Source organism: Streptomyces asoensis (genome assembly GCF_013085465.1).
Classification (GTDB): domain Bacteria; phylum Actinomycetota; class Actinomycetes; order Streptomycetales; family Streptomycetaceae; genus Streptomyces; species Streptomyces cacaoi_A.
In genome coordinates, this window is record NZ_CP049838.1 from 2,109,843 (window position 1) to 2,131,961 (window position 22,119).

Below are 22,119 nucleotides of genomic sequence, written 5' to 3' on the forward strand. Positions count from 1 at the left end.
CCACTCCGTCTCGTACAGGCAATGGGCGCTGGTTGTGAGGGGTGCGGACCCCCTCTTCGCTACTGAACGGTACCGCCCCCGGTCGTCGTTTGGTGAACGGCCGGGGGCGGTCCGAAGTGCCCGGTGCGGAAAGCGAATCGGGCGGAAGGGAAGCGGGCGGACCTACTCGCCCATCCCCGCGCTCCTACTCGCTCACCTCCCCGTACGCGGCCAGCAGTACGGCCGGGTCGGGGCCCTCGAGGACGTTCGGCTTGGCGAGGCCGTCCAGCACGATGAACCGCAGCAGGTCGCCGCGGGACTTCTTGTCGACCTTCATGTTCTCCAGCAGCTTGGGCCACTGGTCGTAGCGGTAGTGCAGCGGCAGTCCCACCGACTCCAGGACCGTGCGGTGGCGGTCGGCCGTCGCGTCGTCCAGCCGGCCCGCCAGGCGGCCCAGTTCGGCGGCGAAGTGCATGCCCACGGACACGGCCGCGCCGTGCCGCCACTGGTAGCGCTCGTTCTTCTCGATGGCGTGCGCCAGGGTGTGACCGTAGTTGAGGATCTCCCGCAGGCCCGACTCCTTCAGGTCGGACGACACGACGTCCGCCTTGACCCTGATGGAGCGCTCGATGAGCTCGGCGGTGTGCGGGCCCGCCGGAGTGCGGGCGGCCTCGGGGTCGGACTCGACCAGGTCGAGGATCGCCGGGTCGGCGATGAAGCCGGCCTTGATGACCTCGGCGAGCCCGGAGACGTAGTCGTTGACCGGCAGGGAGTCCAGCGCGGCCAGGTCGCACAGCACACCGGCCGGCGGGTGGAAGGAACCGACGAGGTTCTTGCCCTCGGCGGTGTTGATGCCGGTCTTGCCGCCGACGGCCGCGTCGACCATGGCCAGCACGGTCGTCGGGACGGCGATCCAGCGCACCCCGCGCAGCCAGGTCGCGGCGACGAACCCGGCCAGGTCGGTGGTGGAGCCCCCGCCGACGCCCACGACGACGTCGGTGCGGGTGAACCCGGACTGGCCGAGCGCCTTCCAGCAGTAGGCGGCGACCTCCGCGGTCTTGGCCTCCTCCGCGTTGGGCACCTGGATGGCGACGGCCTCGTAGCCCTGTTCGGCCAGGTCGGCGCGGAGCGCGTCGCCGGTGCCGGCGAGCGCCTCGGGGTGGATCACGGCGACCCGCTTGACCCGGTCGCCGATCAGCCCGCCGAGCTCACCCAGCAGCTGGCGGCCGACCAGGACCTCGTACGGCTCCGAGCCCGCGCTGCCGCCGACCCGGATCCGCGTTACGGACTCGCTGCTCATGCTTCCTTCAACTCCAAAGCGTCCAAGGCCACTTGGCTGACCTCTTCGGGCGTACGGCCGTCCGTGGTCACGACCGCGGTGGCGACGCCCTCGTAGAGATGGCGACGGGCGTCCATCAGCTCGCGCCACTGCTTGCGCGGATTGACGGCGAGCAGCGGGCGCGCCGTGTTCAGACCGGTGCGCTTGACCGCTTCCTCGACGTCCATGGCCAGGTAGACCACACGCTGCCCGGCCAGCAGCGCGCGTGTGTCCGCGTCCAGGATCGAGCCGCCGCCGAGCGCCAGCACGCCGCCGTGCTCGGCGAGCGCGCGCCGCACGGCCCGCTTCTCGATCGCGCGGAAGGTCTCCTCGCCCTCGTCGACGAAGATCTCCGCGATGCTGCGGCCCGCCTCGGCGACGATGTCGTCGTCGGTGTCCCGGTAGGCGACGCCGAGCCGCTCGGCCAGCAGCTGCCCGACGGTGGACTTGCCGACGCCCATCGGGCCGACGAGGACGACCAGTGGCCCGCTCATCGGATGTGCAGGCTGTCGAGGTACGACCGCACGTTGCGGCGGGTCTCGGTGACGCTGTCGCCGCCGAACTTCTCCGCCACCGCGTCCGCGAGGACCAGTGCGACCATCGCCTCGGCGACGATCCCGGCGGCCGGGACCGCGCACACGTCGGAGCGCTGGTGATGCGCCTGGGTGGCCTCGCCCGTGGCGACGTCCACCGTCTTCAGGGCCCGCGGCACGGTCGCGATCGGCTTCATCGCCGCGCGCACGCGCAGCAGCTCGCCGGTGGTGAGGCCGCCCTCGGTGCCGCCGGAACGGCCGCTCGCGCGCCTGATGCCCTCGGGCGTGGTGATGATCTCGTCGTGCGCCTTCGAGCCCGGCACGCGCGCGAGGTCGAAGCCGTCGCCGACCTCGACGCCCTTGATCGCCTGGATGCCCATCAGGGCCGCGGCGAGGCGGGCGTCCAGCCGGCGGTCCCAGTGCACGTGCGAGCCGAGGCCGACCGGGACGTCGTACGCCAGCACCTCGACGACGCCGCCGAGGGTGTCGCCGTCCTTGTGAGCCTGGTCGATCTCCGCGACCATCGCCTTCGACGCGTCCGCGTCCAGGCAGCGGACCGGGTCCGCGTCCAGCTTCTCGACGTCCGCGGGGGTCGGCAGGACGCCGTAGGGCGCCTTCGCGGCGGCCAGCTCGACGACGTGCGAGACGATCTCGATGCCGGCCGTCTCCTTCAGGTACGACCGGGCCACCGCACCCAGCGCGACCCGGGCGGCCGTCTCACGCGCGGAGGCGCGCTCCAGGATCGGCCGGGCCTCGTCGAAGCCGTACTTCTGCATCCCGGCGAGGTCGGCGTGGCCGGGGCGCGGCCGGGTGAGCGGGGCGTTGCGGGCGAGGCCCGCGAGGATCTCCGGGTCGACCGGGTCGGCCGACATGACCTGCTCCCACTTCGGCCACTCCGTGTTGCCCACCATGACGGCGACCGGTGAACCCATGGTCAGGCCGTGCCGGACACCGCCGAGGAAGGTGACCTCGTCGCGCTCGAACTTCATGCGCGCACCACGCCCATAGCCGAGCCGTCGCCGCGCGAGGTGGTCGGCGACCATCTCCGTGGTGATCGGCACGCCGGCGGGAAGGCCCTCCAACGTCGCGACAAGTGCGGGACCGTGGGACTCCCCCGCGGTCAGCCAACGCAGCCTGCTCAACGATGCTCCTCAGTGCTCGCGCCCTGGTACTGCTCTGCGCACGCGCGTCCATCGCGTACGTCGGTGGCGTGACCGGGTGCGCGGCCCTGGCCCGCCACCTCCGATCCTCCCACGTCCCGGCCCCGGAACCGGTCGCCGGTCCAGCAAGCGGACGGGGGACGGCCGGGGGCGGGCTCACGAGTGGTGCGAGGCCCCGCGGGAGGCGAGGGCGTGCTCGCCCGCCTTGCGCATGGCTTCCACCGGCGCCGGGACACGGCCGGTCATCTGCTCCACCTGGAGGACCGCCTGGTGCACGAGCAGGTCGAGGCCGCTGACGACGGCGCCGCCGAACATGGACCAGCGGGCGGCCAGCTCGGTCGGCCACGGGTCGTAGAGCACGTCGAACAGGGTGGCGGGGCGCTCCGGCACCGCGGCGGCGAGGGCGTCCGTGGCCCCGGCCGGGGTGGTCGCGACGACCAGCGGGAAGCGCAGCGCGTCGGCGGCGTCCGCCCAGTCGGCGATCCGGACCTCGACGTCGAGCCGCTCGCCCCACTGCCGCATCTCGGCGGCGCGGGCCGCGCTGCGGACGTACGCGACGATCTCCCCGGTGCAGACCCTGGTCAGGGCGGCCAGGGCGGAGGACGCGGTGGCGCCGGCGCCGAGGATCGCGGCCGAGTCGACCTGTTCGACACCGCGCTCGCGCAGGGCGGCGACCATGCCGGGGATGTCCGTGTTGTCGCCGAGCCGGCGGCCGTCCTCGGTGAACACGAGGGTGTTGACCGCCTCGACGGAGGCCGCCGTCTCGCTGATCTCGTCGAGCAGCGGGATGACCGCACGCTTCAGCGGCATGGTCAGCGAGAGACCGGCCCATTCGGCGCCGAGCCCGGCGACGAAGGAGGGCAGGGCCTCCTCGTCGACGTCGAAACGGTCGTACGTCCAGCCGGTGAGTTCCATCGCCTCGTACGCGGCGCGGTGCAGCACCGGGGAGAGGGAGTGGACGATGGGGCTGCCGAGTACCGCGGCCCGGCGGGCGTCAGTTGCCCGTGCTGGCATCGAACTTGTCCTTGAGTTTCTGGAACTGTGCGTAGGTCTTGGCGAATTCGGTGTTGTTCTCACCGTCGGTCGCCACGAAATAGATCCAGCCGTCGGTGGTCGGATTCATCGTGGCCTTCAGCGCGTCCTCACCGGGATTGCCGATCGGTCCCGGCGTCAGGCCCCTGTTGGTGTAGGTGTTGTACGGGTCCTTGTTGCTGTTGATCTCGGACTCGCTGATGTTGATCTTGCTCTCGCCCTTCAGGTAGTTGAAGGTCGAGTCGAACTGGAGCAACTGGTTGGTCTGGTCGTTCGTCGGCTTGAGCCGGTTGTAGACGACCTCCGCCATCTTGCGGTAGTCGTCGTGCGTCTTGCCCTCGGCCTGGACGAGGCTGGCGACCGTGATGACCTCCAGCGGGCTTTCCAGCTTGAGCGTCTTGGCCTTGGCCTCGAGGTCGTACTGGCCGTACACCTCGTTGGCGTGGGCGACCATCGACTTCAGGACCGCCTCGGGCTTCATGCCCTTGGCGGCGCCGTACGTCCCCGGGAAGAGGAAGCCCTCCAGTGGGTCCTTGATGTCCTCGTTGTCGTTCGCCCAGGCGGGCAGACCGAGCGTCTTGTACTCGCTCTCCGCCACTTTTCTGGTGGCACCGGAGGCAAGTCCGAGTTTCGTGTCGATGGCCTTGTAGACGGCCACGTTCCGCTGCCCCGGGGTGACCAGCACATTGGCCTGGCTGGCCGGGTCGAGCATCATCTCCACGGCGCTCTTCGCGGACATCTCCTTCTTCAGGATGTACGCGCCCGCCTGGATGCCGCCCGCTTCGGGGTTGTTCGTGACCGCGGAGACGAACGCGTCCACGCTCTTGACGACGCCGGCGTCCTTGAGCAGTCTGCCGATGGCGGCGCCGCCGGAGCCCTTGGGCACCTGGATGCTCACGGTCTGCTTCGTGCCGTCGCCCGTGTAGTCCGGAGCCGCGGCGTAACGATTCTTGTAGTAGTCGTAGCCGAAGTAGCCGACGCCCGCGACACCGCCGCCGAACACCAGCACGACGACCAGGCAGGCACAGCCGCTGCGGCTCTTCTTGCTCTTCGTACCCTTGGCGCCCTTGCCGCCCCGGCCCCGCCGGTCGCCGCGGCCCTCCGGCTCGTCGTCGTCCTCGTCGTCCTCGGCCCCGCCGCCCGCGAAGAAGGCGTGCTCACCCTGATCGGGCCCGGGGTCCCAGTCGGGCTTCTGCTCGGCCTCGGCCTCCGGCACCGGCTCCGGTTCGGGCTCGGCGCGGCGCCGGGCGGGCGGCTCCGGCGGCGGGTACGCCTCCGGAGTGCCGTAGAAGTCGGGCTGTTCGGCGCCGTAGGCCGCGGCCTGCTGACCGTAGGGGTCGCCGGGGTCGGCGGCGTAGGGGACGTGGGCATGGGTGCCCGTGCCGTCCCAGCCGCCCTCCTGATACCCCTCGTGGTAGGCCTGCGGGTTCTGGTGCCCGTACTGCTGGTCCTGAGCGCCGTACTGCTGCTGGTCGTAGCCCTGGTACTGCGGGTCGTACTGCTGCTGACCGTACTGCTGCGCCTGTCCCTGGCCCCAGTCGCCGTACTCCTGCTGCGGCTGCTGCTGCGGGTAGTGGTGGTGCTGTGGCTGGCCGCCGTAGGCAGGCTGATGGCCCGTGGGGGCCTGCTGCCCTTCCCATCCGCCATCCCCGTACAACGGGTCCTCCGGATGCCACGGTTCGGAGCCAGGGCCCCGGCCATACTCAGTCATCGATCCCCTAGAGCCGCGAGGCGGCGATCACGCGGCATTTTCAGGCCCGTCACCGTTCCGTCTCTCTCTGTGCGGCTGCTGTTCGAACACCGCCGCATCGCGCGGAACGTTACCGTATCGCGATCAGATGACCACTTCGACGCCCTCGCCCGGTGCTTTACCTGACACCCGTTCGGATTCCAGCGCCTGCTGAAGGATGATCACAGCGGCTGCCTGGTCGATCACCGAGCGGCCCTTCTTCGCCTTCACGCCCGAGGCACGCAGTCCCTGACTGGCCGTCACGGTCGTCATCCGCTCGTCCACCAGCCGGACCGGGATCGGTGCGATGCCCTTGGCGAGCTGCTGGGCGAAGCCCCGGACCTTGACCGCGGCCGGGCCCTCGCCCCCCTTGAGGGAGCGGGGCAGACCCACGACGACCTCGATCGGCTCGTACTCCTCGACCAGTTGTCCGAGTCGGCGGTGAGCCGCGGGGAGGTCCCGGCCGGGGACTGTCTCCACCGGAGTGGCGAGGATCCCGTCGGGGTCGCACGAGGCGACCCCGATCCGGGCGTCCCCGACGTCGATCGCGAGTCGACGGCCCTTCCTCATCGGCCCGCTCACTTGGCCGTTTCCGCCACGAGCCGCTCGACGGCGTCGACGGCGTCGCCGACGGCGGCCGGGTTCTGGCCGCCGCCCTGGGCGACGTCCGGCTTGCCGCCACCGCCGCCGCCGAGGGTCTTGGCAGCCGTGCGGACCAGATCGCCGGCCTTGAGACCGCGCTCACGGGCGGCCTCGTTGGTGGCGATGACCGTCAGCGGCTTGCCGTTGTTCACCGTGAACAGGGCGACCACGGCGGCCCGGCCGCCCTGGATGCGACCGCGCACGTCGAGGACGAGCCTGCGCAGGTCGTCGGGGGTCGTGCCGTCCGGGACCTGACCGGTGACGAGGGCGACTCCGCGGACGTCCTTGGCGGACTCCACGAGACCGGCGGCGGCCTGGAGGACCTTCTCCGCGCGGAACTTCTCGATCTCCTTCTCGGCGTCCTTCAGCTTGCCGAGCATGGCGGAGACCTTCTCCGGGAGCTCCTCCGGACGGCCCTTGATCAGCTCCTGGAGCTGGGCGACGACCGTGTGCTCACGGGCCAGGAAGTTGTAGGCGTCGACGCCGACGAGGGCCTCGATGCGGCGGACGCCCGAGCCGATCGACGACTCGCCGAGCAGCTTCACCAGGCCCAGCTGGGAGGTGTTGTGCACATGGGTGCCACCGCACAGCTCCTTGGAGAAGTCGCCGATGGTCACGACCCGGACCCGCTCGCCGTACTTCTCGCCGAACTCGGCGATGGCGCCCTGCTTCTTGGCCTCGTCGATGCCCATGACCTCGGCCTGGACGTCCAGGTCGCGGGCGAGGATCTCGTTGATCTTCTGCTCGACGTCGGTCATCACGGTGGTCGGGACGGCGGACGGGGATCCGAAGTCGAAGCGGAAGCGGCCGGGCTGGTTCTCGGAACCGGCCTGGGCGGCCGTCGGGCCGAGGGCGTCGCGCAGCGCCTGGTGCGTGAGGTGGGTGGCCGAGTGGGCGCGGGCGATGGCCGTGCGGCGGCGATGGTCGATCGAGGCGTGGGCCTTGGCGCCGAGCGTGACCTCGCCGACCTGGACGACGCCCTTGTGGACGTACACGCCGGGAACCGGCTTCTGGGTGTCGCGGATCTCGATGACGGCGCCGGTGTCCACCTTGATGCGGCCGGTGTCGCCGATCTGGCCGCCGCCCTCGGCGTAGAACGGGGTGCGGTCGAGGACGATCTCGACCTCGTCGCCCTCGGTGGCGGCCGGCGAGGAGGCACCGTCGACGAGGATGCCGACGATCGTCGACTCGCCCTCGGTGTCGGAATAGCCGATGAAGTCGGTCGCACCGGCCCGGTCGGCGATCTCGCGGTAGGCGCCCACCCCGGCGTGCCCGGTCTTCTTGGCCTGGGCGTCGGCCTTGGCGCGTTCCCGCTGCTCCTTCATCAGGCGGCGGAAGCCGTCCTCGTCCACGGACAGCCCCTGCTCGGCGGCCATCTCGAGGGTGAGGTCGATCGGGAAGCCCCAGGTGTCGTGGAGCAGGAAGGCCTTGTCGCCGGCGAGAACCGTGCCACCGGTCTGCTTGGTCTCGGTGACGGCGGTGTCGAGGATGTTGGTGCCGGCCTTGAGCGTCTTGAGGAAGGCGTTCTCCTCGGCGAGGGCGACCTTCTCGATGCGCTCGCGGTCGGTGACCAGCTCCGGGTACTGCTGGCCCATCATCTCGATGACGGTGTCGACGAGGTCCTTGACGACCGGGCCGGTGGCGCCGAGCAGGCGCATGTTGCGGATGGCGCGGCGCATGATGCGGCGCAGGACGTAACCGCGGCCCTCGTTGCCGGGGGTGACGCCGTCGCCGATGAGCATCACGGAGGTGCGCATGTGGTCGGTGACCACGCGCAGCGAGACGTCCGACTCGTGGGCCTCGCCGTACTCGACGCCGGTCAGCTCGGTGGCCTTCTTGATGACGGCCATCGAGGTGTCGATCTCGTACATGTTCTGCACGCCCTGAAGAATCATGGCGAGGCGTTCCAGGCCGAGGCCCGTGTCGATGTTCTTGCTCGGCAGGTCGCCCAGGATCTCGAAGTTGTCCTTGCCGATGCCCTCGCCACGCTCGTACTGCATGAAGACGAGGTTCCAGATCTCCACGTACCGCTCGTCGTTGACGGCGGGGCCGCCCTCGACGCCGAACTCGGGGCCGCGGTCGTAGTTGATCTCGGAACAGGGGCCGCAGGGGCCGGGGACGCCCATGGACCAGTAGTTGTCCTTCATGCCGAGGCGCTGGATGCGCTCCTTGGGCACGCCGACGACGTCGTGCCAGATGCGCTCGGCCTCGTCGTCGTCCTTGTAGACGGTGATCCAGAGCTTCTCCGGCTCCAGTCCGTAACCACCCTTGTCCTGGGGCGTGGTGAGCAGCTCCCAGGCGTACTTGATGGCGCCTTCCTTGAAGTAGTCGCCGAAGGAGAAGTTGCCGCACATCTGGAAGAACGTGCCGTGGCGGGTGGTCTTGCCGACCTCTTCGATGTCGGGCGTGCGCACGCACTTCTGCACGCTGGTGGCGCGCGACCACGGCGGCTTGACGTCGCCGAGGAAGTACGGCTTGAAGGGGACCATGCCGGCGGGGACCAGGAGCAGAGTCGGGTCGTCCGCGATGAGCGACGCCGAAGGGACGACGGTGTGCCCGCGCTCCTCGTAGAAGCTCAGCCAGCGGCGGCGGATCTCGGCCGACTCCATCAGTGGTCCTCATTCCGGTTGTGCGAGTACGTCGTGTTCTCGATGTGCTCGGGGTACTTGGGGGTACTGCGGTTGTTCTCGATGGCGGTGTACCGCCGGGGCGCGGGGAGTTCGGGGTCGTCGTGGATCCCCAGCGCCTCCCCCAGCTCGGCCTCCCGCTGGGCCATGTTGTCGCGGACGTCGAGCGCGAAGCCCACCGCGCGGTCCTTGAGGCGCGCTCCCGTCTCGAGCGCCTTGTTGGCCGCGGTCGCGGCGAGGCTCTCGGGGGTCAGCTGCTTCAGCTTGCGATTGACCTTGGTGGTGGCCCAGACACCGGCGGCGACGCCCGTGGTGAACCAGAAGGTACGGCGGAACATCGCTGGTCTCAGTCCCTCTTTCCACGGGGCTTGCGCTTCTCCCGCCGGGAGACCGTTCGGCCCACGATCACGGTCCGCCGGGGCTCCCTGGCGGGCACGTCGTCCTTGCGGCCGCCGAGGGCCCGGCGAACGCCGTAGCCGAAGGCGGCGACCTTCACCAGGGGGCCACCGAAAGTGGAGGCGACCGTGGTGGACAGCGCCGAGGCGTTCGAAGTGACTTCCTGGACGTCGGTGGCGATCGCGTCGACCCGGTCGATCTGGGTCTGCGCGGAACGCACCGCCGCGGAGGCGTCGGCCAGCAGCGGGACGGCCTGCTCGGTCACGTCGGCGACGAGTTTGGTGGTCGCCCTGAGCGTCTGGGCCAGCCTCGCCAGCGCGACGGCGAGGAAGGAGACCAGGATCGCCCAGAACACGGCCACCAGGATGCCGGCCACCTCTCCACCGGACACTGCGCACCCGCTCCCTGTCTGACGAACACCTATCTCTGGAGGCGAGCCTATCGCGCCGACGCCGGCGTTCCGTACCGGATTAGGCGTGCGAAAGCCCGCCGTCCCACCTGCCCCGAAGGGCAGGGAGACGACGGGCCTTGGCGCAGAAGTCCTACGACCGCCGCAGACCGATCCGGAAGGGGATCAGCGGGCGTAGTACTCGACGACGAGCTGCTCGTCGCAGATCACGGGGATCTCCTTGCGGTTCGGCTCACGGTCCAGGCGGAAGGCCAGGGCGCGGAGGTTCACCTGGAGGTAGCGCGGGGTCTCGCCGTCGGGGGCGAAGCCGCCCTCGCGGGAGATCGAGAACAGCGTCTTCTCACGGCTGCGCTCGCGCACCATGACGACGTCGTCCGGCTTGACGCGGAAGGACGGCTTGTCGACCTTCTGGCCGTTGACCTCGATGTGGCCGTGGACGACCATCTGGCGGGCCTGGTAGATCGTGCGGGCGATGCCCGAACGCAGGACCAGCGCGTCGAGACGGCGCTCGAGCTCGATGATCAGGGCCTCACCGGTCTTGCCCTGGACCTTGGAGGCACGCTCGTAGGCGCGGACGAGCTGGCGCTCGGACACGTCGTACTGCGCGCGCAGACGCTGCTTCTCGAGCAGACGGACCTTGTAGTCCGAGTTCTGCTTGCGGCCGCGGCCGTGCTCACCCGGCGGGTAGGGGCGGGCCTCGAAGTACTTGACGGCCTTCGGGGTCAGCGCGATGCCGAGGGCACGCGACTTCTTGACCTTGGGACGGGGCTGGTTCGCCACGATCTCTCACTTTCCAGAATTTCCGGCTTGTCAGAGTTAAGGGAGGTCGCATCCGCAGCCGGGGAAACCCGTCGGGTCCGCGTGGAACCTGTCGGGCAGCCGCTCCCCTGGTCTGGGCACATACGTGCAGCACGCGAGTTGCCCACCGACCGTTCCCGGAATTCCGGGTGGTGATGGGCTGCCCGCGACACCTTCGACGGTGCGCGACGCTCCTGGAGCGAGGTCCGAGGACCGGTGCTCCGGCCGACTGTCCTGTTCTGACTGCACGGGACGCGGCACTTCGGGCGAGTCTACAGGGTGCTCAGGACCCGTCGCGACCGAGGTGCTGCCGGGTCCACTCGACCGCGTCCGCATAGCGGGCCTCGGCGCCGTGCCGGGTGGGCTCGTAGTACTCACGGTCCTTGATGGCGTCCGGGGCGTACTGCTGGGCGGCGATGCCCTCGGGCAGGTCGTGCGGATACACGTACCCCTGCGCGTGCCCCAGCTTGGCGGCGCCCTTGTAGTGCCCGTCGCGCAGATGCGGCGGCACCGGGCCGGCCAGTCCCTTGCGTACGTCCTCCAGGGCGGCGCCGATCGCGGTCGTCGCGGCGTTGGACTTGGGTGCCAGGGCGAGGGCGATGGTGGTGTGGCTGAGCGTGAGGGCGGCCTCGGGGAAGCCGATCATGGCGACGGCCTGGGCGGCGGCGACCGCGAGGGGCAGCGCGCCCGGGTCGGCGAGGCCGATGTCCTCGCTGGCGGAGATCATCAGGCGGCGGGCGATGAAGCGGGGGTCCTCGCCGGCCTCGATCATGCGGGCCAGGTAGTGCAGGGCCGCGTCGACGTCCGAACCCCGGATGGACTTGATGAGGGCGCTGGCGACGTCGTAGTGCTGGTCGCCGTCACGGTCGTACTTCACCGCCGCGCGGTCGACGGTCTGCTCCAGGGTCTGGAGGCTGATGTCGGTCTCGTCCTGGTCCAGGGCGGCCCCGGCGGCGGCCTCCAGGGCGGTGAGGGCGCGCCGGGCGTCGCCGCCGGCGATGCGCAGCAGATGAGCCTCGGTGTCCTCGGGGAGGGTGAGAGCGCCCTTGAGGCCGCGATCGTCGGTCAGGGCGCGCCTGACGAGGTCGCGGAGGTCGCCGTCCGTCAGGGGCTCGAGGGTCAGCAGGAGGGAACGGGAGAGCAGGGGCGAGATCACCGAGAAGTACGGGTTCTCGGTGGTCGCCGCGATCAGCGTCACCCAGCGGTTCTCGACGGCCGGCAGGAGGGAGTCCTGCTGGGCCTTGCTGAAGCGGTGGATCTCGTCGAGGAAGAGGACGGTCTCCTTGCCGTAGCCGCCGATGGCGCGGCGGGCGCCGTCGATGACCGCGCGGACCTCCTTGACGCCCGCGGTGATGGCCGACAGTTCGACGAACCGCTTGTTGGTGGCCTTCGAGACGACGTACGCCAGGGTCGTCTTCCCGGTGCCGGGCGGCCCCCAGAGGATCACCGAGGAGGGCCCGGCCGGGCCCGTGGCGCCCTCGCCGACCAGGCGGCGCAGGGGTGAGCCCGGCTTCAGCAGGTGCTGCTGGCCCACCACCTCGTCGAGGATGCGCGGGCGCATCCGGACCGCCAGGGGGCTCCCGGCGGGGTCCTTCTCCTGGCGGTCTTCTGCTGCGGCGGTGAACAGGTCGGGCTCCACACGTCGGAGCCTACGTCAGAGGTCTGACAGTGACGTCCGACGCCTGTCCGGTACGGGGCTCAGGCCCAGAGGTCCGCGCCCCAGCGGGTCAGGATCAGCATGCCGATGATGCCGACGTGGGTGACCGGCAGGACCCAGGTGAACTCGCCGAGGAAGCGCTTCAGCCAGCCCGGGGCGGGCAGGAGGTCGTTGCGCACGTTGAACGAGGTGACGTACCAGAACATGGTGATCGTCGCGACCCAGGCCAGCGAGCACCACAGGCACAGGGCGTTGATCTTGTACAGGGACTGGTACTGGAGCCAGGTGCAGAAGGCGACGCCGAAGAGGGTGCCGAAGTTGAAGGTCAGCCAGTACCAGCGCGGGAACGCGACCCGGGTCAGCAGGCTCATGCCGACACAGATCACGATGCCGTAGGCGACGAGGCCGAGCATCGGGTTGGGGAAGCCGAAGGCGGCGGCCTGCTTGCTCTCCATGACGCTGCCGCAGCTGATGATCGGGCTGATGCTGCAACTGGGCGTGAAGGTCTCGCCGGCGACCTTGGCCTCGAGGATCTTGAACTTGTCGAGCGTGATGACCCAGGCGGCCAGCAGACCGGCGGCACCGGTGATCAGCAGCAGGATCGCGAACGCACGGCTGCCGCCCACGGTCCGGGGCTCGGTCGCGGTGACGCGCCCGGGCTCGGACTCCGTGGAGACGTCTTTGACTGTCGTCTTGCTCATCACGCCGATCCGTCACTTGAGAGTTGGACCATCTTCGGGCAGGGGCCATTGTGCCGCACCGGGCCGGGTGCGCACCGTTCGGTGCGCATAAGGAAGTACGTACGGCCGCCCCCCGGCGTTCGGTTCCGGCCAAGGCCAGGCGCACACCGGCACGCGCGCGTGAGGTTCGGACGACGACACCCTCCGGAGGACGAACGGGCGGCCGCCAGGTTGACGTTCCGGCGCATGACGATCCAACGCATGACGTTGTGACGTTGTGGCGCATGACGAAGGCGCCGGGTCGTCCGACCCGGCGCCTTCCTGGGGCTTACGCGCCCGCTAGCCCAGCTTCGACTCCAGTTCCGCCACGATCTCGTTGACGCCGATCGCCGTCTGCTCGCCGGACTCCATGTCCTTGAGCTGGACGACGCCCTCGGCGAGGTCGCGTTCGCCGGCGACGATCGTGTAGCGGGCCCCGCTGCGGTTGGCGCTCTTCATGGCGCCCTTGAGCCCCCTGGAGCCGTAGGAGAAGTCCGCCGCGACACCGAGCTTGCGCAGTTCGGTGACCTTCGCGAAGAGGACCCGGCGGGCCTCCTCGCCGAGCGGGACGGCGAACACGGAGGTCGCGGCGGGCAGCTCCAGCTCCACGCCCTCCGCCTCCAGCGCCAGCACCGTACGGTCGACGCCCAGCGCCCAGCCCACCGACGGCAGCGCGGGGCCGCCGATCATCTCGGAGAGACCGTCGTAGCGGCCGCCCCCGCCCACCGCGGACTGGGAGCCCAGTCCGTCGTGGACGAACTCGAAGGTCGTGCGGGTGTAGTAGTCGAGGCCGCGGACCAGCTTCGGGTCGTCCTCGAAGACCACGCCCGCCGCCGTGATCAGCTCACGGACCTCCTCGTGGTACGCCTTGCACGCGTCGCAGAGGTAGTCGCGCAGCAGTGGCGCGCCCCCGAGCTGCTTCTGGACCGCCTCGCGCTTGTCGTCCAGGACCCTCAGCGGGTTGATCTCCGCGCGGCGCAGCGTGTCCTCGTCGAGGTCAAGGCCCCGCAGGAAGGCCTGGAGTGCCTCCCGGTACACCGGGCGGCACTCCTTGTCGCCGAGGCTGTTGAGGAGGATGCGGAAGTTGCGCAGCCCCAGCGACCGGTACGCCTGGTCGGCCAGGATGATCAGCTCGGCGTCCAGCGCCGGGTCCTCCGCGCCGATCGCCTCGGCACCGACCTGGGAGAAGTGCCGGTACCGGCCCGCCTGCGGCTTCTCGTACCGGTAGTACGAGCCCGAGTACCAGAGCTTGACCGGCAGGTTGCCCTGCTTGTGCAGGTTCGCCTCCAGGGCGGCGCGCAGCACGGACGCCGTGCCCTCCGGGCGCAGGGCCAGCTGGTCGCCTCCCTTGGTCTCGAAGGCGTACATCTCCTTGCTGACGATGTCGGTGGACTCGCCCACACCGCGCGCGAACAGGTTGACGTCCTCGAAGCCGGGCGTCTCGACATAGCCGTAGCCGGAGTTGCGCAGCGGGGCGGCGATCGCCTCGCGTACCGCGAGGAACTTCGCGGAACGCGGCGGAATCAGGTCGTACGTGCCCTTGGGGGCCTGAAAGGTACTCACGGAAGGTCTCTCGTCACATTCCTCGTCGGGGAGGGGTGTGCGAACCCGCTCCCTGGCCGCCGGCCGCCACCTGCCGCAGATACGGGTTGGTGGCGCGCTCCTGGCCGATGGTCGTCTGGGGGCCGTGGCCGGACAGCACCACGGTCGAGTCCTCGAGCGGCAGGCACACGCGGGCCAGCGAGTCGAGCATCTCGGCCATGTCACCGCCGGGCAGGTCGGTGCGTCCGATGGAGCCGGCGAACAGCAGATCCCCGGAGAAGAAGACCGACGGGACGTCGGCCGTCTCGGGCATCCGGAAGGTCACCGACCCCCTGGTATGGCCCGGCGCATGGGCGACGGAGAACTCCATACCCGCCAGGTCCAGCCCGACGCCGTCGGTCAGTTCACGGACGTCGTCCGGCTCTCCCACGGTCAGCTCGCCCATCAGCGGCATCCCGATGGACCGGCCGAGCGCCTTCTCCGGGTCGCTCATCATGTAGCGGTCCTCGGGGTGGATCCAGGCAGGTACGTCGTGTGCTCCGCACACCGGGACGACCGAGGCCACGTGGTCGATGTGGCCGTGGGTGAGGACGACGGCGACGGGCTTGAGCCGATGCTTCCTGATCGCTTCCTCGACTCCTGGGGCCGCCTGGTGGCCCGGGTCGATGATCACGCACTCCTCACCGGCGGCGGGGGCGACGAGATAACAGTTCGTCCCCCAGGCCCCGGCGGGGAACCCGGCAATGAGCACGATCGTCCTTCGTTTGTGTCGATACGCGTGGGCTTCTGGGCGGCTGCGCCAGTGGTCAGAGCCTACCGGCGCTGCCGATTCCTCAGCGAACCCATATACGGTACGGGGCACACGCAGGCGGTCGGCTCACAAGACGCACGCGTCCCAGTCGACGTACGAGACGCACGAGGAGAGAACTCGGTGGTCACCCAGGAACAGCGGAAGCGTCAGCTCGCCCGGGAGAAGTTCTTGCGGCAGCAGCAGCGGCGCACCTCCGCGCGACGCAAGGCTCGCGCGCGCAACTCGGTGATCGCGTCGGTGCTCGGCGTGATCATCATCGGCAGTGTGGCGCTGTACACGACGGGCGTCCTGAAGGACGACGACAAGGCGAACGCGAGCTCGGAGACGACGCCTTCCCCGACGCCCAGCGCCGTCAAGGACCCGTGCGAGAAGGCGGCCGCGGGCTCGGTCAAGACGCAGACCTGGAAGAAGGAGCCGGCGGTCACGATCGACAAGTCGGCGAAGTACACGATGACCCTCGCGACGACGTGCGGGGACATCGGCATAGCGCTCAAGGCGAAGGCCGCGCCGCACACGGTGAACTCGTTCAGCTTCCTCGCCGGCAAGGGCTACTTCGATCACACCAAGTGCCACCGTCTCACCACCAGCGGCATCTACGTGTTGCAGTGCGGCGACCCGACGGGCAGCGGCAGCGGCGGTCCCGGCTACACCATTCCGGACGAGAACCTGAAGGACACCAGCCTCAAGAACAACATCTACCCGGCGGGCACGATCGCGATGGCCAACACCGGTCAGGCGCACACCGGCGGCAGCCAGTTCTTCCTCGTCTACCAGGACAGTCAGCTGCCGCCCAGCTACACGCCTTTCGGTACCGTGTCGGCCGACGGCATGAAGGTGCTGGCGAAGATCGCCGCCGCCGGCGAGAACACGGGCGCGGGTGACGGAGCCCCGAACGCGACGGTCGTGATCAACAAGGCGACGGTCACGAAATCCTGACGGCGATCCGGCGGCTAAGGGGCGGTCAACTGCGCAATTTCGGTCGCGCTGGATGCGGACAGGCGGCCCGCCGGTCGCCTATGTTGGCCGTGACGAAACTGTGGACGATGCCCAGGGGCGCTGAAGCCCCTCGGAGGCATCATGTGGAGGAGGCGCTGTGAGCAGCGACCCGTGGGGCCGCGTCGACGAGACGGGGACCGTGTACGTGCGTACGGCCGACGGCGAGCAGGTGGTCGGTTCCTGGCAGGCAGGCTCCCCAGAGGAGGCGCTGGCCTATTTCGAGCGCAAGTACGAGGGCCTGGTTGTCGAGATCGGCCTCCTCGAGAAGCGAGTGAAGACCACCGATCTGTCGACGAAGGACGCCCAGGTCGCGATCGACCACATCCGCGAACAGGTCGACGCGCACCACGCGGTCGGTGATCTCCAGGCACTGCGGGACCGGCTGGACAAGCTGGTGGCGACCGTCGAGTCGCGGCGCGAGGAGCGCAAGCAGCAGCGGGCCAAGCAGTCCGACGAGGCCCGCAAGGCCAAGGAGGACCTGGTCACCGAGGCGGAGCAGCTGGCGCAGTCCGACCAGTGGCGGGCCGCCGGTGAGCGGCTGCGGTCGCTGGTGGACACCTGGAAGGGTCTGCCGCGTCTCGACCGCAAGTCGGACGACGAGCTGTGGCACCGGTTCTCGCACGCGCGCTCGGCGTTCTCCAAGCGCCGCAAGGCGCACTTCGCGCAGCTGGACGCGCAGCGCGAGGAGGCCCGCCGGACCAAGGAGCGGCTGGTCTCCGAGGCCGAGGCGCTGTCCGGTTCGTCGGACTGGGGTCCGACGGCGGCCCGCTACCGCGAGCTGATGGCGGAGTGGAAGGCCGCGGGCCGCGCCCAGCGCGAGCACGAGGACGACCTCTGGAACCGCTTCCGCGGCGCCCAGGACGTCTTCTTCGCCGCCCGCAGTTCGGTGTTCGCCGAGCGGGACGCGGAGCAGACGGAGAACCTGAAGCTCAAGGAGGAGCTGGCCGAGGAGGCCGAGAAGCTCCTGCCGATCGGTGACCTGAAGGCGGCGCGTGCCGCCTTCCGCTCGATCAACGAGCGCTGGGAGGCCATCGGCCATGTGCCGCGCGACGCCCGGCCGAAGGTCGAGGGCCGGATGCACGCCGTGGAGCGGGCGATGCAGGAGTCCGAGGAGACCGAGTGGCGCCGGACGAACCCGGAGGCACGCGCGCGTGCCGCGGGTCTGACCGGTCAGCTCCAGGCCGCCGTGGACAAGCTGCGCACGCAGATCGACCAGGCCCGCGCCCAGGGCAACTCCGCGAAGGCCGACAAGCTGGAGCGTGAGCTGGAAGGCCGCCAGGCGCTGCTGGACCAGGCTCTGAAGGGCCTCCAGGAGTTCGGCGGCTGATCCCGGCTCCCGACCCGCCCGGTCGACATTCGACGAGAGGCCCCCGTACATCGCGTACGGGGGCCTCTCGCGTGCTCGGCTACGGCCGGCGCGCCGATGTCACCCGGTACACGTCGTAGACGCCCTCCACGCCGCGTACGGCCTTCAGGACGTGCCCCAGGTGCTTGGGGTCGCCCATCTCGAAGGTGAAGCGGGAGGTGGCCACCCGGTCGCGGGAGGTCTGGACCGCCGCGGACAGGATGTTGACGTGCTGGTCGGACAGCACCCGCGTGACGTCCGAGAGGAGACGGGAGCGGTCCAGGGCCTCGACCTGGATGGCGACCAGGAAGACCGAGGACTGGGTGGGCGCCCACTCGACCTCGAGGATGCGCTCCGGTTCGCGGGACAGGGACTCCACGTTGACGCAGTCGCTGCGGTGAACCGATACGCCACTACCGCGCGTGACGAAGCCGATGATCGGGTCGCCGGGTACGGGCGTACAACAGCGGGCCAGCTTGACCCAGACGTCGTCGACGCCCTTGACGACCACACCGGGGTCCTGGTTGCTGCGCCGCTTGCGACCACGGGTGCGGGACGGGACGGTCTCGTCGATCTCCTCGGTGGCCGCCTCCTCGCCGCCGAGGGCCTGCACCAGCTTCTGTACGACGTTCTGCGCGGCCACATGGCCCTCGCCGATCGCCGCGTACAGCGAGGAGATGTCCGGGTAGCGCATCTCGTGCGCCAGCGTGACCAGCGAGTCACCCGTGAGGATGCGCTGGATAGGCAGATTCTGCTTGCGCATCGCGCGGGCGATGGCGTCCTTGCCCTGCTCGATGGCCTCGTCGCGGCGCTCCTTGGAGAACCAGGCCCGGATCTTGTTGCGGGCACGCGGCGACTTCACGAAGTTCAGCCAGTCCCGGGACGGCCCGGCCCCGGCCGCCTTGGAGGTGAAGACCTCCACCAGGTCGCCGTTGTCCAGGGTCGATTCCAGCGGGACGAGGCGTCCGTTGACGCGGGCTCCTATGGTGCGGTGGCCCACCTCGGTGTGCACCGCGTACGAGAAGTCCACGGGCGTGGCGCCGGCCGGCAGCGCTATCACGTCGCCCTTCGGCGTGAAGACGAAGACCTCGTTGCGCGACAGGTCGAAGCGCAGGGACTCCAGGAACTCGCCGGGGTCCTCGGTCTCCTTCTGCCAGTCGAGGAGCTGTCGCAGCCACGCCATGTCGTTGAGGTGGTCGTCCTTGCCGGTGGTCCTCGGCTGGTCCGAGCGCACCTTGGAGGCACCGGCGACGGCCTCCTGCTTGTACTTCCAGTGCGCGGCGATGCCGTACTCGGCGCGGCGGTGCATGTCGAACGTACGGATCTGGAGTTCGACCGGCTTGCCGTTGGGGCCGATGACCGTCGTGTGCAGCGACTGGTACATGTTGAACTTGGGCATCGCGATGTAGTCCTTGAACCGGCCGGGGACCGGGTTCCATCGCGCGTGCACCGTGCCGAGGGCGGCGTAGCAGTCCCTGACCGTGTCCACGAGGACGCGGATGCCCACCAGGTCGTAGATCTCCGCGAAGTCGCGGCCGCGGACGATCATCTTCTGGTAGACGCTGTAGTAGTGCTTCGGGCGGCCGGTCACGGTCGCCTTGATACGGGCGGCGCGCAGGTCGGCCTGGACCTCGTCGGTCACTATGGCCAGGTACTCGTCACGCTTCGGTGCCCTCTCGGCCACCAGCCGTACGATCTCGTCGTACATCTTGGGGTAGAGGATCGCGAAGGCGAGGTCCTCCAGTTCCCACTTGATGGTGTTCATGCCCAGCCGGTGGGCGAGCGGCGCGTAGATCTCGAGGGTCTCGCGCGCCTTCTTCTCCTGCTTCTCGCGCTTGAGGTAACGCATGGTGCGCATGTTGTGCAGCCGGTCGGCGAGCTTGATGACCAGGACGCGCGGGTCCTTGGCCATGGCGACGACCATCTTGCGCACGGTCTCGGCCTGCGCGGCCTCGCCGAACTTGACCTTGTCCAGCTTGGTGACGCCGTCGACGAGCAGGGCGACCTGGTCGCCGAAGTCACGGCGCAGGTCCTCCAGGCCGTACTCGGTGTCCTCGACGGTGTCGTGCAGCAGGCCCGCCATGAGCGTGGCCGGGTCCATGCCCAGCTCGGCGAGGATCGTGGTCACCGCGAGCGGGTGCGTGATGTACGGGTCGCCGCTCTTGCGCTTCTGACCGCGGTGCCACCGCTCGGCGACCTGGTAGGACTTCTCGATCTGGCGCAGCGTCGCCGTCTCGATCTTGGGGTCGTTGCTGCGCACTATCCGCAGCAGCGGTTCCAGGACCGGGTTGTACGGGTTCTGGCGCTGGACGCCGAGCCGGGCGAGGCGGGCGCGGACACGGTTGGAGGAGCCGGAACGGGCCGGAGGCTGCGCGGCGGCCGGACGGCCGGCGGGCACGGCCGCAGAGCCTTCGGGCTGGGCCGGCTTGGGCCGGGGCTGCTCGGCCGGCTTGTCGACGGGCGCGGATCGGTCGTGCTCGACCGCCCCCCGGCTGTCGTCCTTCGCGTGCGACGCGGGCGTGGCCGCGGGACCCGAGGCGGACTCGGGCTTGGCGGCGGTCAGGTGCTGGGCCTCGTCTGGCAAGAGGACTCCTCGTGCGCGATCCGGGTCCCCGGTCAGGCTCCGGAGCACCCATCGTAGCGATCCTGAGCTCCAGGATCGCCTCCAGGCCGATGTGAGGGCCGTCTACCGGAGAAACACAAGGGGCGGGCTCCGGATTCCTCCGGGCCCGCCCACTTGGCGTACGACGGTTCTGGGATCGCGCTCAGATCGTGAGCAGCGCCTCCAGAGGCGCTCCGCCGAGGGCCGCCTCCAGGCGGGGACGGCCGTCGAGGAAGCCCAGCTCCATCAGGACGGCGACGCCCGCGACCTGGGCGCCCGCTCGGTGGATGAGCTGGATCGACGCCTCGGCGGTGCCGCCGGTGGCGAGGACGTCGTCGACGATCAGCACACGGTCGTCGGCCGACAGGTCCTCGGCGTGCACCTCGATCTCGGCCGAGCCGTACTCCAGGTCGTAGGCCTGGCCGAGGGTGGCTCCGGGGAGCTTGCCCGCCTTGCGTACGGGGATGAAGCCGAGGCCGGCCCGGACGGCGACCGGGGCGCCCAGGATGAAGCCCCGGGCCTCCAGGCCGACGACCTTGGTGGCGCCGGTGCGCTCGGCGATCCCGGCGAACGCGTCGGTGAGCGCGGTGAACGCCACCGGGTCCGCCAGGAGCGGGGTGATGTCCTTGAACATCACCCCCGGCTCCGGGTAGTCGGCCACGTCACGGATGCGGCTGTGGAGCAGCGTCGTGATGTCGGTGAGCTCGGTCATCGGCGCTTCCCGGACGGACGCCCACGGCCCCGGCCCCGAGAGGCGGGCTGGTTGCGCGGCCCGACGACCGCGGCTTCGGCGTCCTCCGGCTCGTCGCCGTAGGTGTCGTCGCCGCGGGTCTGCACGGGCGCCTCCTCGGCCGACGCCTGGGCGCGCTTGGCCAGGACACGCTTCTTCAGCGCCTTGATCTGCGGCTCGCGCTCCTTGAGGTCGGCGACGAGCGGCGTGGCGATGAAGATCGAGGAGTACGCACCGGCCGCGAGGCCGACGAACAGCGACAGCGAGATGTCGTTGAGCGTGCCCGCGCCGAGGAAGCCGCCGCCGATGAACAGCAGCCCCGCCACCGGCAGCAGCGCGACGACCGTGGTGTTGATGGAGCGGACCAGGGTGCCGTTGATCGACCGGTTGGCGATCTCGCTGTAGGTGAAGCGGGTCTGCTTGGTGAGGTCCTTCGTCTGTTCCTTGAGGGAGTCGAAGACCACGACCGTGTCGTACAGCGAGTAACCGAGGATCGTCAGCAGACCGATCACCGTGCCGGGCGTGACCTCGAAACCGACGAGGGCGTAGATGCCGACCGTGATGGTGATGTCGTGGATCAGAGCGACGAGGGCCGCGATGGCCATGCGCCACTCGAAGGCGATCGCCAGATAGATCACGACCAGGACCATGAAGATCGCCAGGCCCTGCCAGGCCTTGCTGGCGATCTGGTCGCCCCAGCTGGGACCGACCAGTTCGGCGGTGATCGACTCCGGGTCGGCCTTGAAGTCCTCGGCCAGGTCGCTCTTGATCTCGTTGGACTGCTTGATGTCCATGCCGGCGATCTGGATGCGCAGCGTGCCGTTGCCCAGCTTCTGCACGACCGCGTCGTGGCCGGACGCCGACTTCGCGTACTCCTCGGCCTGGGAGACGGAGACGCTCGTCTTCTCGGTCGTGAAGACGGCGCCGCCCTGGAAGTCGATGCCCATGTTCAGGCCGCGCACCGCCAGGCCGACGATGGCCGTGATGGTGATCAGGATCGAGATGCTGTACCAGAGCTTGCGGTGGCCGATGAAGTCGTAGCTGATCTCGCCACGATGCAGCCGGGCGCCGAGGTTACCGAGTTTCGACATCGC

Annotated in this window: 19 protein-coding genes; 2 read left to right on the forward strand and 17 right to left on the reverse strand. The window is 69.8% G+C overall.

Going from position 1 to position 22,119, the window contains the following annotated elements; all coding sequences use genetic code 11:
- Positions 1–184: 184 nt before the first annotated feature.
- The 14 genes from aroB to G9272_RS09410 all read right to left on the reverse strand — a co-directional run bounded on the left by aroB (position 185) and on the right by G9272_RS09410 (position 15,292).
- Entirely contained in the window at positions 185–1,279 is a 1,095-nt protein-coding gene (gene aroB / locus G9272_RS09345; protein WP_171396111.1) for a 3-dehydroquinate synthase, read from the reverse strand.
- The gene (locus G9272_RS09350) at positions 1,276–1,791 is read right to left on the reverse strand and encodes a shikimate kinase (protein WP_171396112.1); all 516 of its coding nucleotides are present in this window, start codon (positions 1,789–1,791) and stop codon (positions 1,276–1,278) included. The genes aroB and G9272_RS09350 overlap by 4 nt, the downstream gene beginning before the upstream one ends.
- Complete coding sequence (aroC, locus tag G9272_RS09355) at positions 1,788–2,972, reverse strand: chorismate synthase (protein ID WP_020128851.1); 1,185 nt, start codon at positions 2,970–2,972, stop codon at positions 1,788–1,790. Before aroC ends, G9272_RS09350 begins: the two co-directional genes overlap by 4 nt.
- Before the next feature lie 174 nt (positions 2,973–3,146).
- Complete coding sequence (locus G9272_RS09360; protein WP_171396113.1) at positions 3,147–4,004, reverse strand: shikimate dehydrogenase; 858 nt, start codon at positions 4,002–4,004, stop codon at positions 3,147–3,149.
- A complete protein-coding gene (gene mltG / locus G9272_RS09365; protein ID WP_171396114.1) occupies positions 3,985–5,733 on the reverse strand; it encodes an endolytic transglycosylase MltG in 1,749 nt (582 codons plus the stop codon). The genes G9272_RS09360 and mltG overlap by 20 nt, the downstream gene beginning before the upstream one ends.
- A gap of 123 nt (positions 5,734–5,856) precedes the next feature.
- Entirely contained in the window at positions 5,857–6,321 is a 465-nt protein-coding gene (gene ruvX / locus G9272_RS09370; protein WP_171396115.1) for a Holliday junction resolvase RuvX, read from the reverse strand.
- A gap of 8 nt (positions 6,322–6,329) precedes the next feature.
- Positions 6,330–9,002, reverse strand: a complete 2,673-nt coding sequence (gene alaS, locus G9272_RS09375; protein WP_171396116.1) for an alanine--tRNA ligase — start codon at positions 9,000–9,002, stop codon at positions 6,330–6,332.
- Complete coding sequence (locus G9272_RS09380) at positions 9,002–9,358, reverse strand: hypothetical protein (protein ID WP_171396117.1); 357 nt, start codon at positions 9,356–9,358, stop codon at positions 9,002–9,004. Before G9272_RS09380 ends, alaS begins: the two co-directional genes overlap by 1 nt.
- Positions 9,359–9,366: 8 nt before the next feature.
- Positions 9,367–9,807 carry a DUF948 domain-containing protein gene (locus G9272_RS09385; protein WP_171396118.1) on the reverse strand — a complete coding sequence of 147 codons (441 nt, stop codon included), beginning with the start codon at positions 9,805–9,807 and terminating at the stop codon, positions 9,367–9,369.
- A gap of 183 nt (positions 9,808–9,990) precedes the next feature.
- Entirely contained in the window at positions 9,991–10,605 is a 615-nt protein-coding gene (rpsD, locus tag G9272_RS09390) for a 30S ribosomal protein S4 (protein ID WP_020128844.1), read from the reverse strand.
- A 301-nt stretch (positions 10,606–10,906) separates the two neighbouring features.
- Positions 10,907–12,262 carry a replication-associated recombination protein A gene (locus G9272_RS09395; protein WP_171396119.1) on the reverse strand — a complete coding sequence of 452 codons (1,356 nt, stop codon included), beginning with the start codon at positions 12,260–12,262 and terminating at the stop codon, positions 10,907–10,909.
- Positions 12,263–12,321: 59 nt separating this feature from the next.
- The gene (locus G9272_RS09400) at positions 12,322–12,981 is read right to left on the reverse strand and encodes a vitamin K epoxide reductase family protein (protein ID WP_171396120.1); all 660 of its coding nucleotides are present in this window, start codon (positions 12,979–12,981) and stop codon (positions 12,322–12,324) included.
- A gap of 318 nt (positions 12,982–13,299) precedes the next feature.
- The gene (hisS, locus tag G9272_RS09405) at positions 13,300–14,562 is read right to left on the reverse strand and encodes a histidine--tRNA ligase (protein ID WP_171396121.1); all 1,263 of its coding nucleotides are present in this window, start codon (positions 14,560–14,562) and stop codon (positions 13,300–13,302) included.
- A 13-nt stretch (positions 14,563–14,575) separates the two neighbouring features.
- Complete coding sequence (locus G9272_RS09410; RefSeq protein ID WP_171396122.1) at positions 14,576–15,292, reverse strand: MBL fold metallo-hydrolase; 717 nt, start codon at positions 15,290–15,292, stop codon at positions 14,576–14,578.
- A 180-nt stretch (positions 15,293–15,472) separates the two neighbouring features.
- Between G9272_RS09410 and G9272_RS09415 the strand changes: the two genes are divergently transcribed.
- Both G9272_RS09415 and G9272_RS09420 read left to right on the forward strand, forming a co-directional pair.
- Positions 15,473–16,288, forward strand: coding sequence for a peptidylprolyl isomerase (locus G9272_RS09415; protein WP_171396123.1), 816 nt, complete (start codon positions 15,473–15,475; stop codon positions 16,286–16,288).
- Positions 16,289–16,445: 157 nt separating this feature from the next.
- Complete coding sequence (locus G9272_RS09420; RefSeq protein WP_171396124.1) at positions 16,446–17,675, forward strand: DUF349 domain-containing protein; 1,230 nt, start codon at positions 16,446–16,448, stop codon at positions 17,673–17,675.
- Between the two features lie 79 nt (positions 17,676–17,754).
- Here the strand turns inward: G9272_RS09420 and G9272_RS09425 are convergent, their stop codons facing one another.
- The 3 genes from G9272_RS09425 to secF all read right to left on the reverse strand — a co-directional run bounded on the left by G9272_RS09425 (position 17,755) and on the right by secF (position 22,116).
- A complete protein-coding gene (locus G9272_RS09425; RefSeq protein WP_171396125.1) occupies positions 17,755–20,277 on the reverse strand; it encodes a RelA/SpoT family protein in 2,523 nt (840 codons plus the stop codon).
- A gap of 181 nt (positions 20,278–20,458) precedes the next feature.
- Positions 20,459–21,007 carry an adenine phosphoribosyltransferase gene (locus tag G9272_RS09430; protein ID WP_171396126.1) on the reverse strand — a complete coding sequence of 183 codons (549 nt, stop codon included), beginning with the start codon at positions 21,005–21,007 and terminating at the stop codon, positions 20,459–20,461.
- Positions 21,004–22,116 carry a protein translocase subunit SecF gene (secF, locus tag G9272_RS09435; RefSeq protein ID WP_171396127.1) on the reverse strand — a complete coding sequence of 371 codons (1,113 nt, stop codon included), beginning with the start codon at positions 22,114–22,116 and terminating at the stop codon, positions 21,004–21,006. The genes G9272_RS09430 and secF overlap by 4 nt, the downstream gene beginning before the upstream one ends.
- Positions 22,117–22,119: the final 3 nt, after the last annotated feature.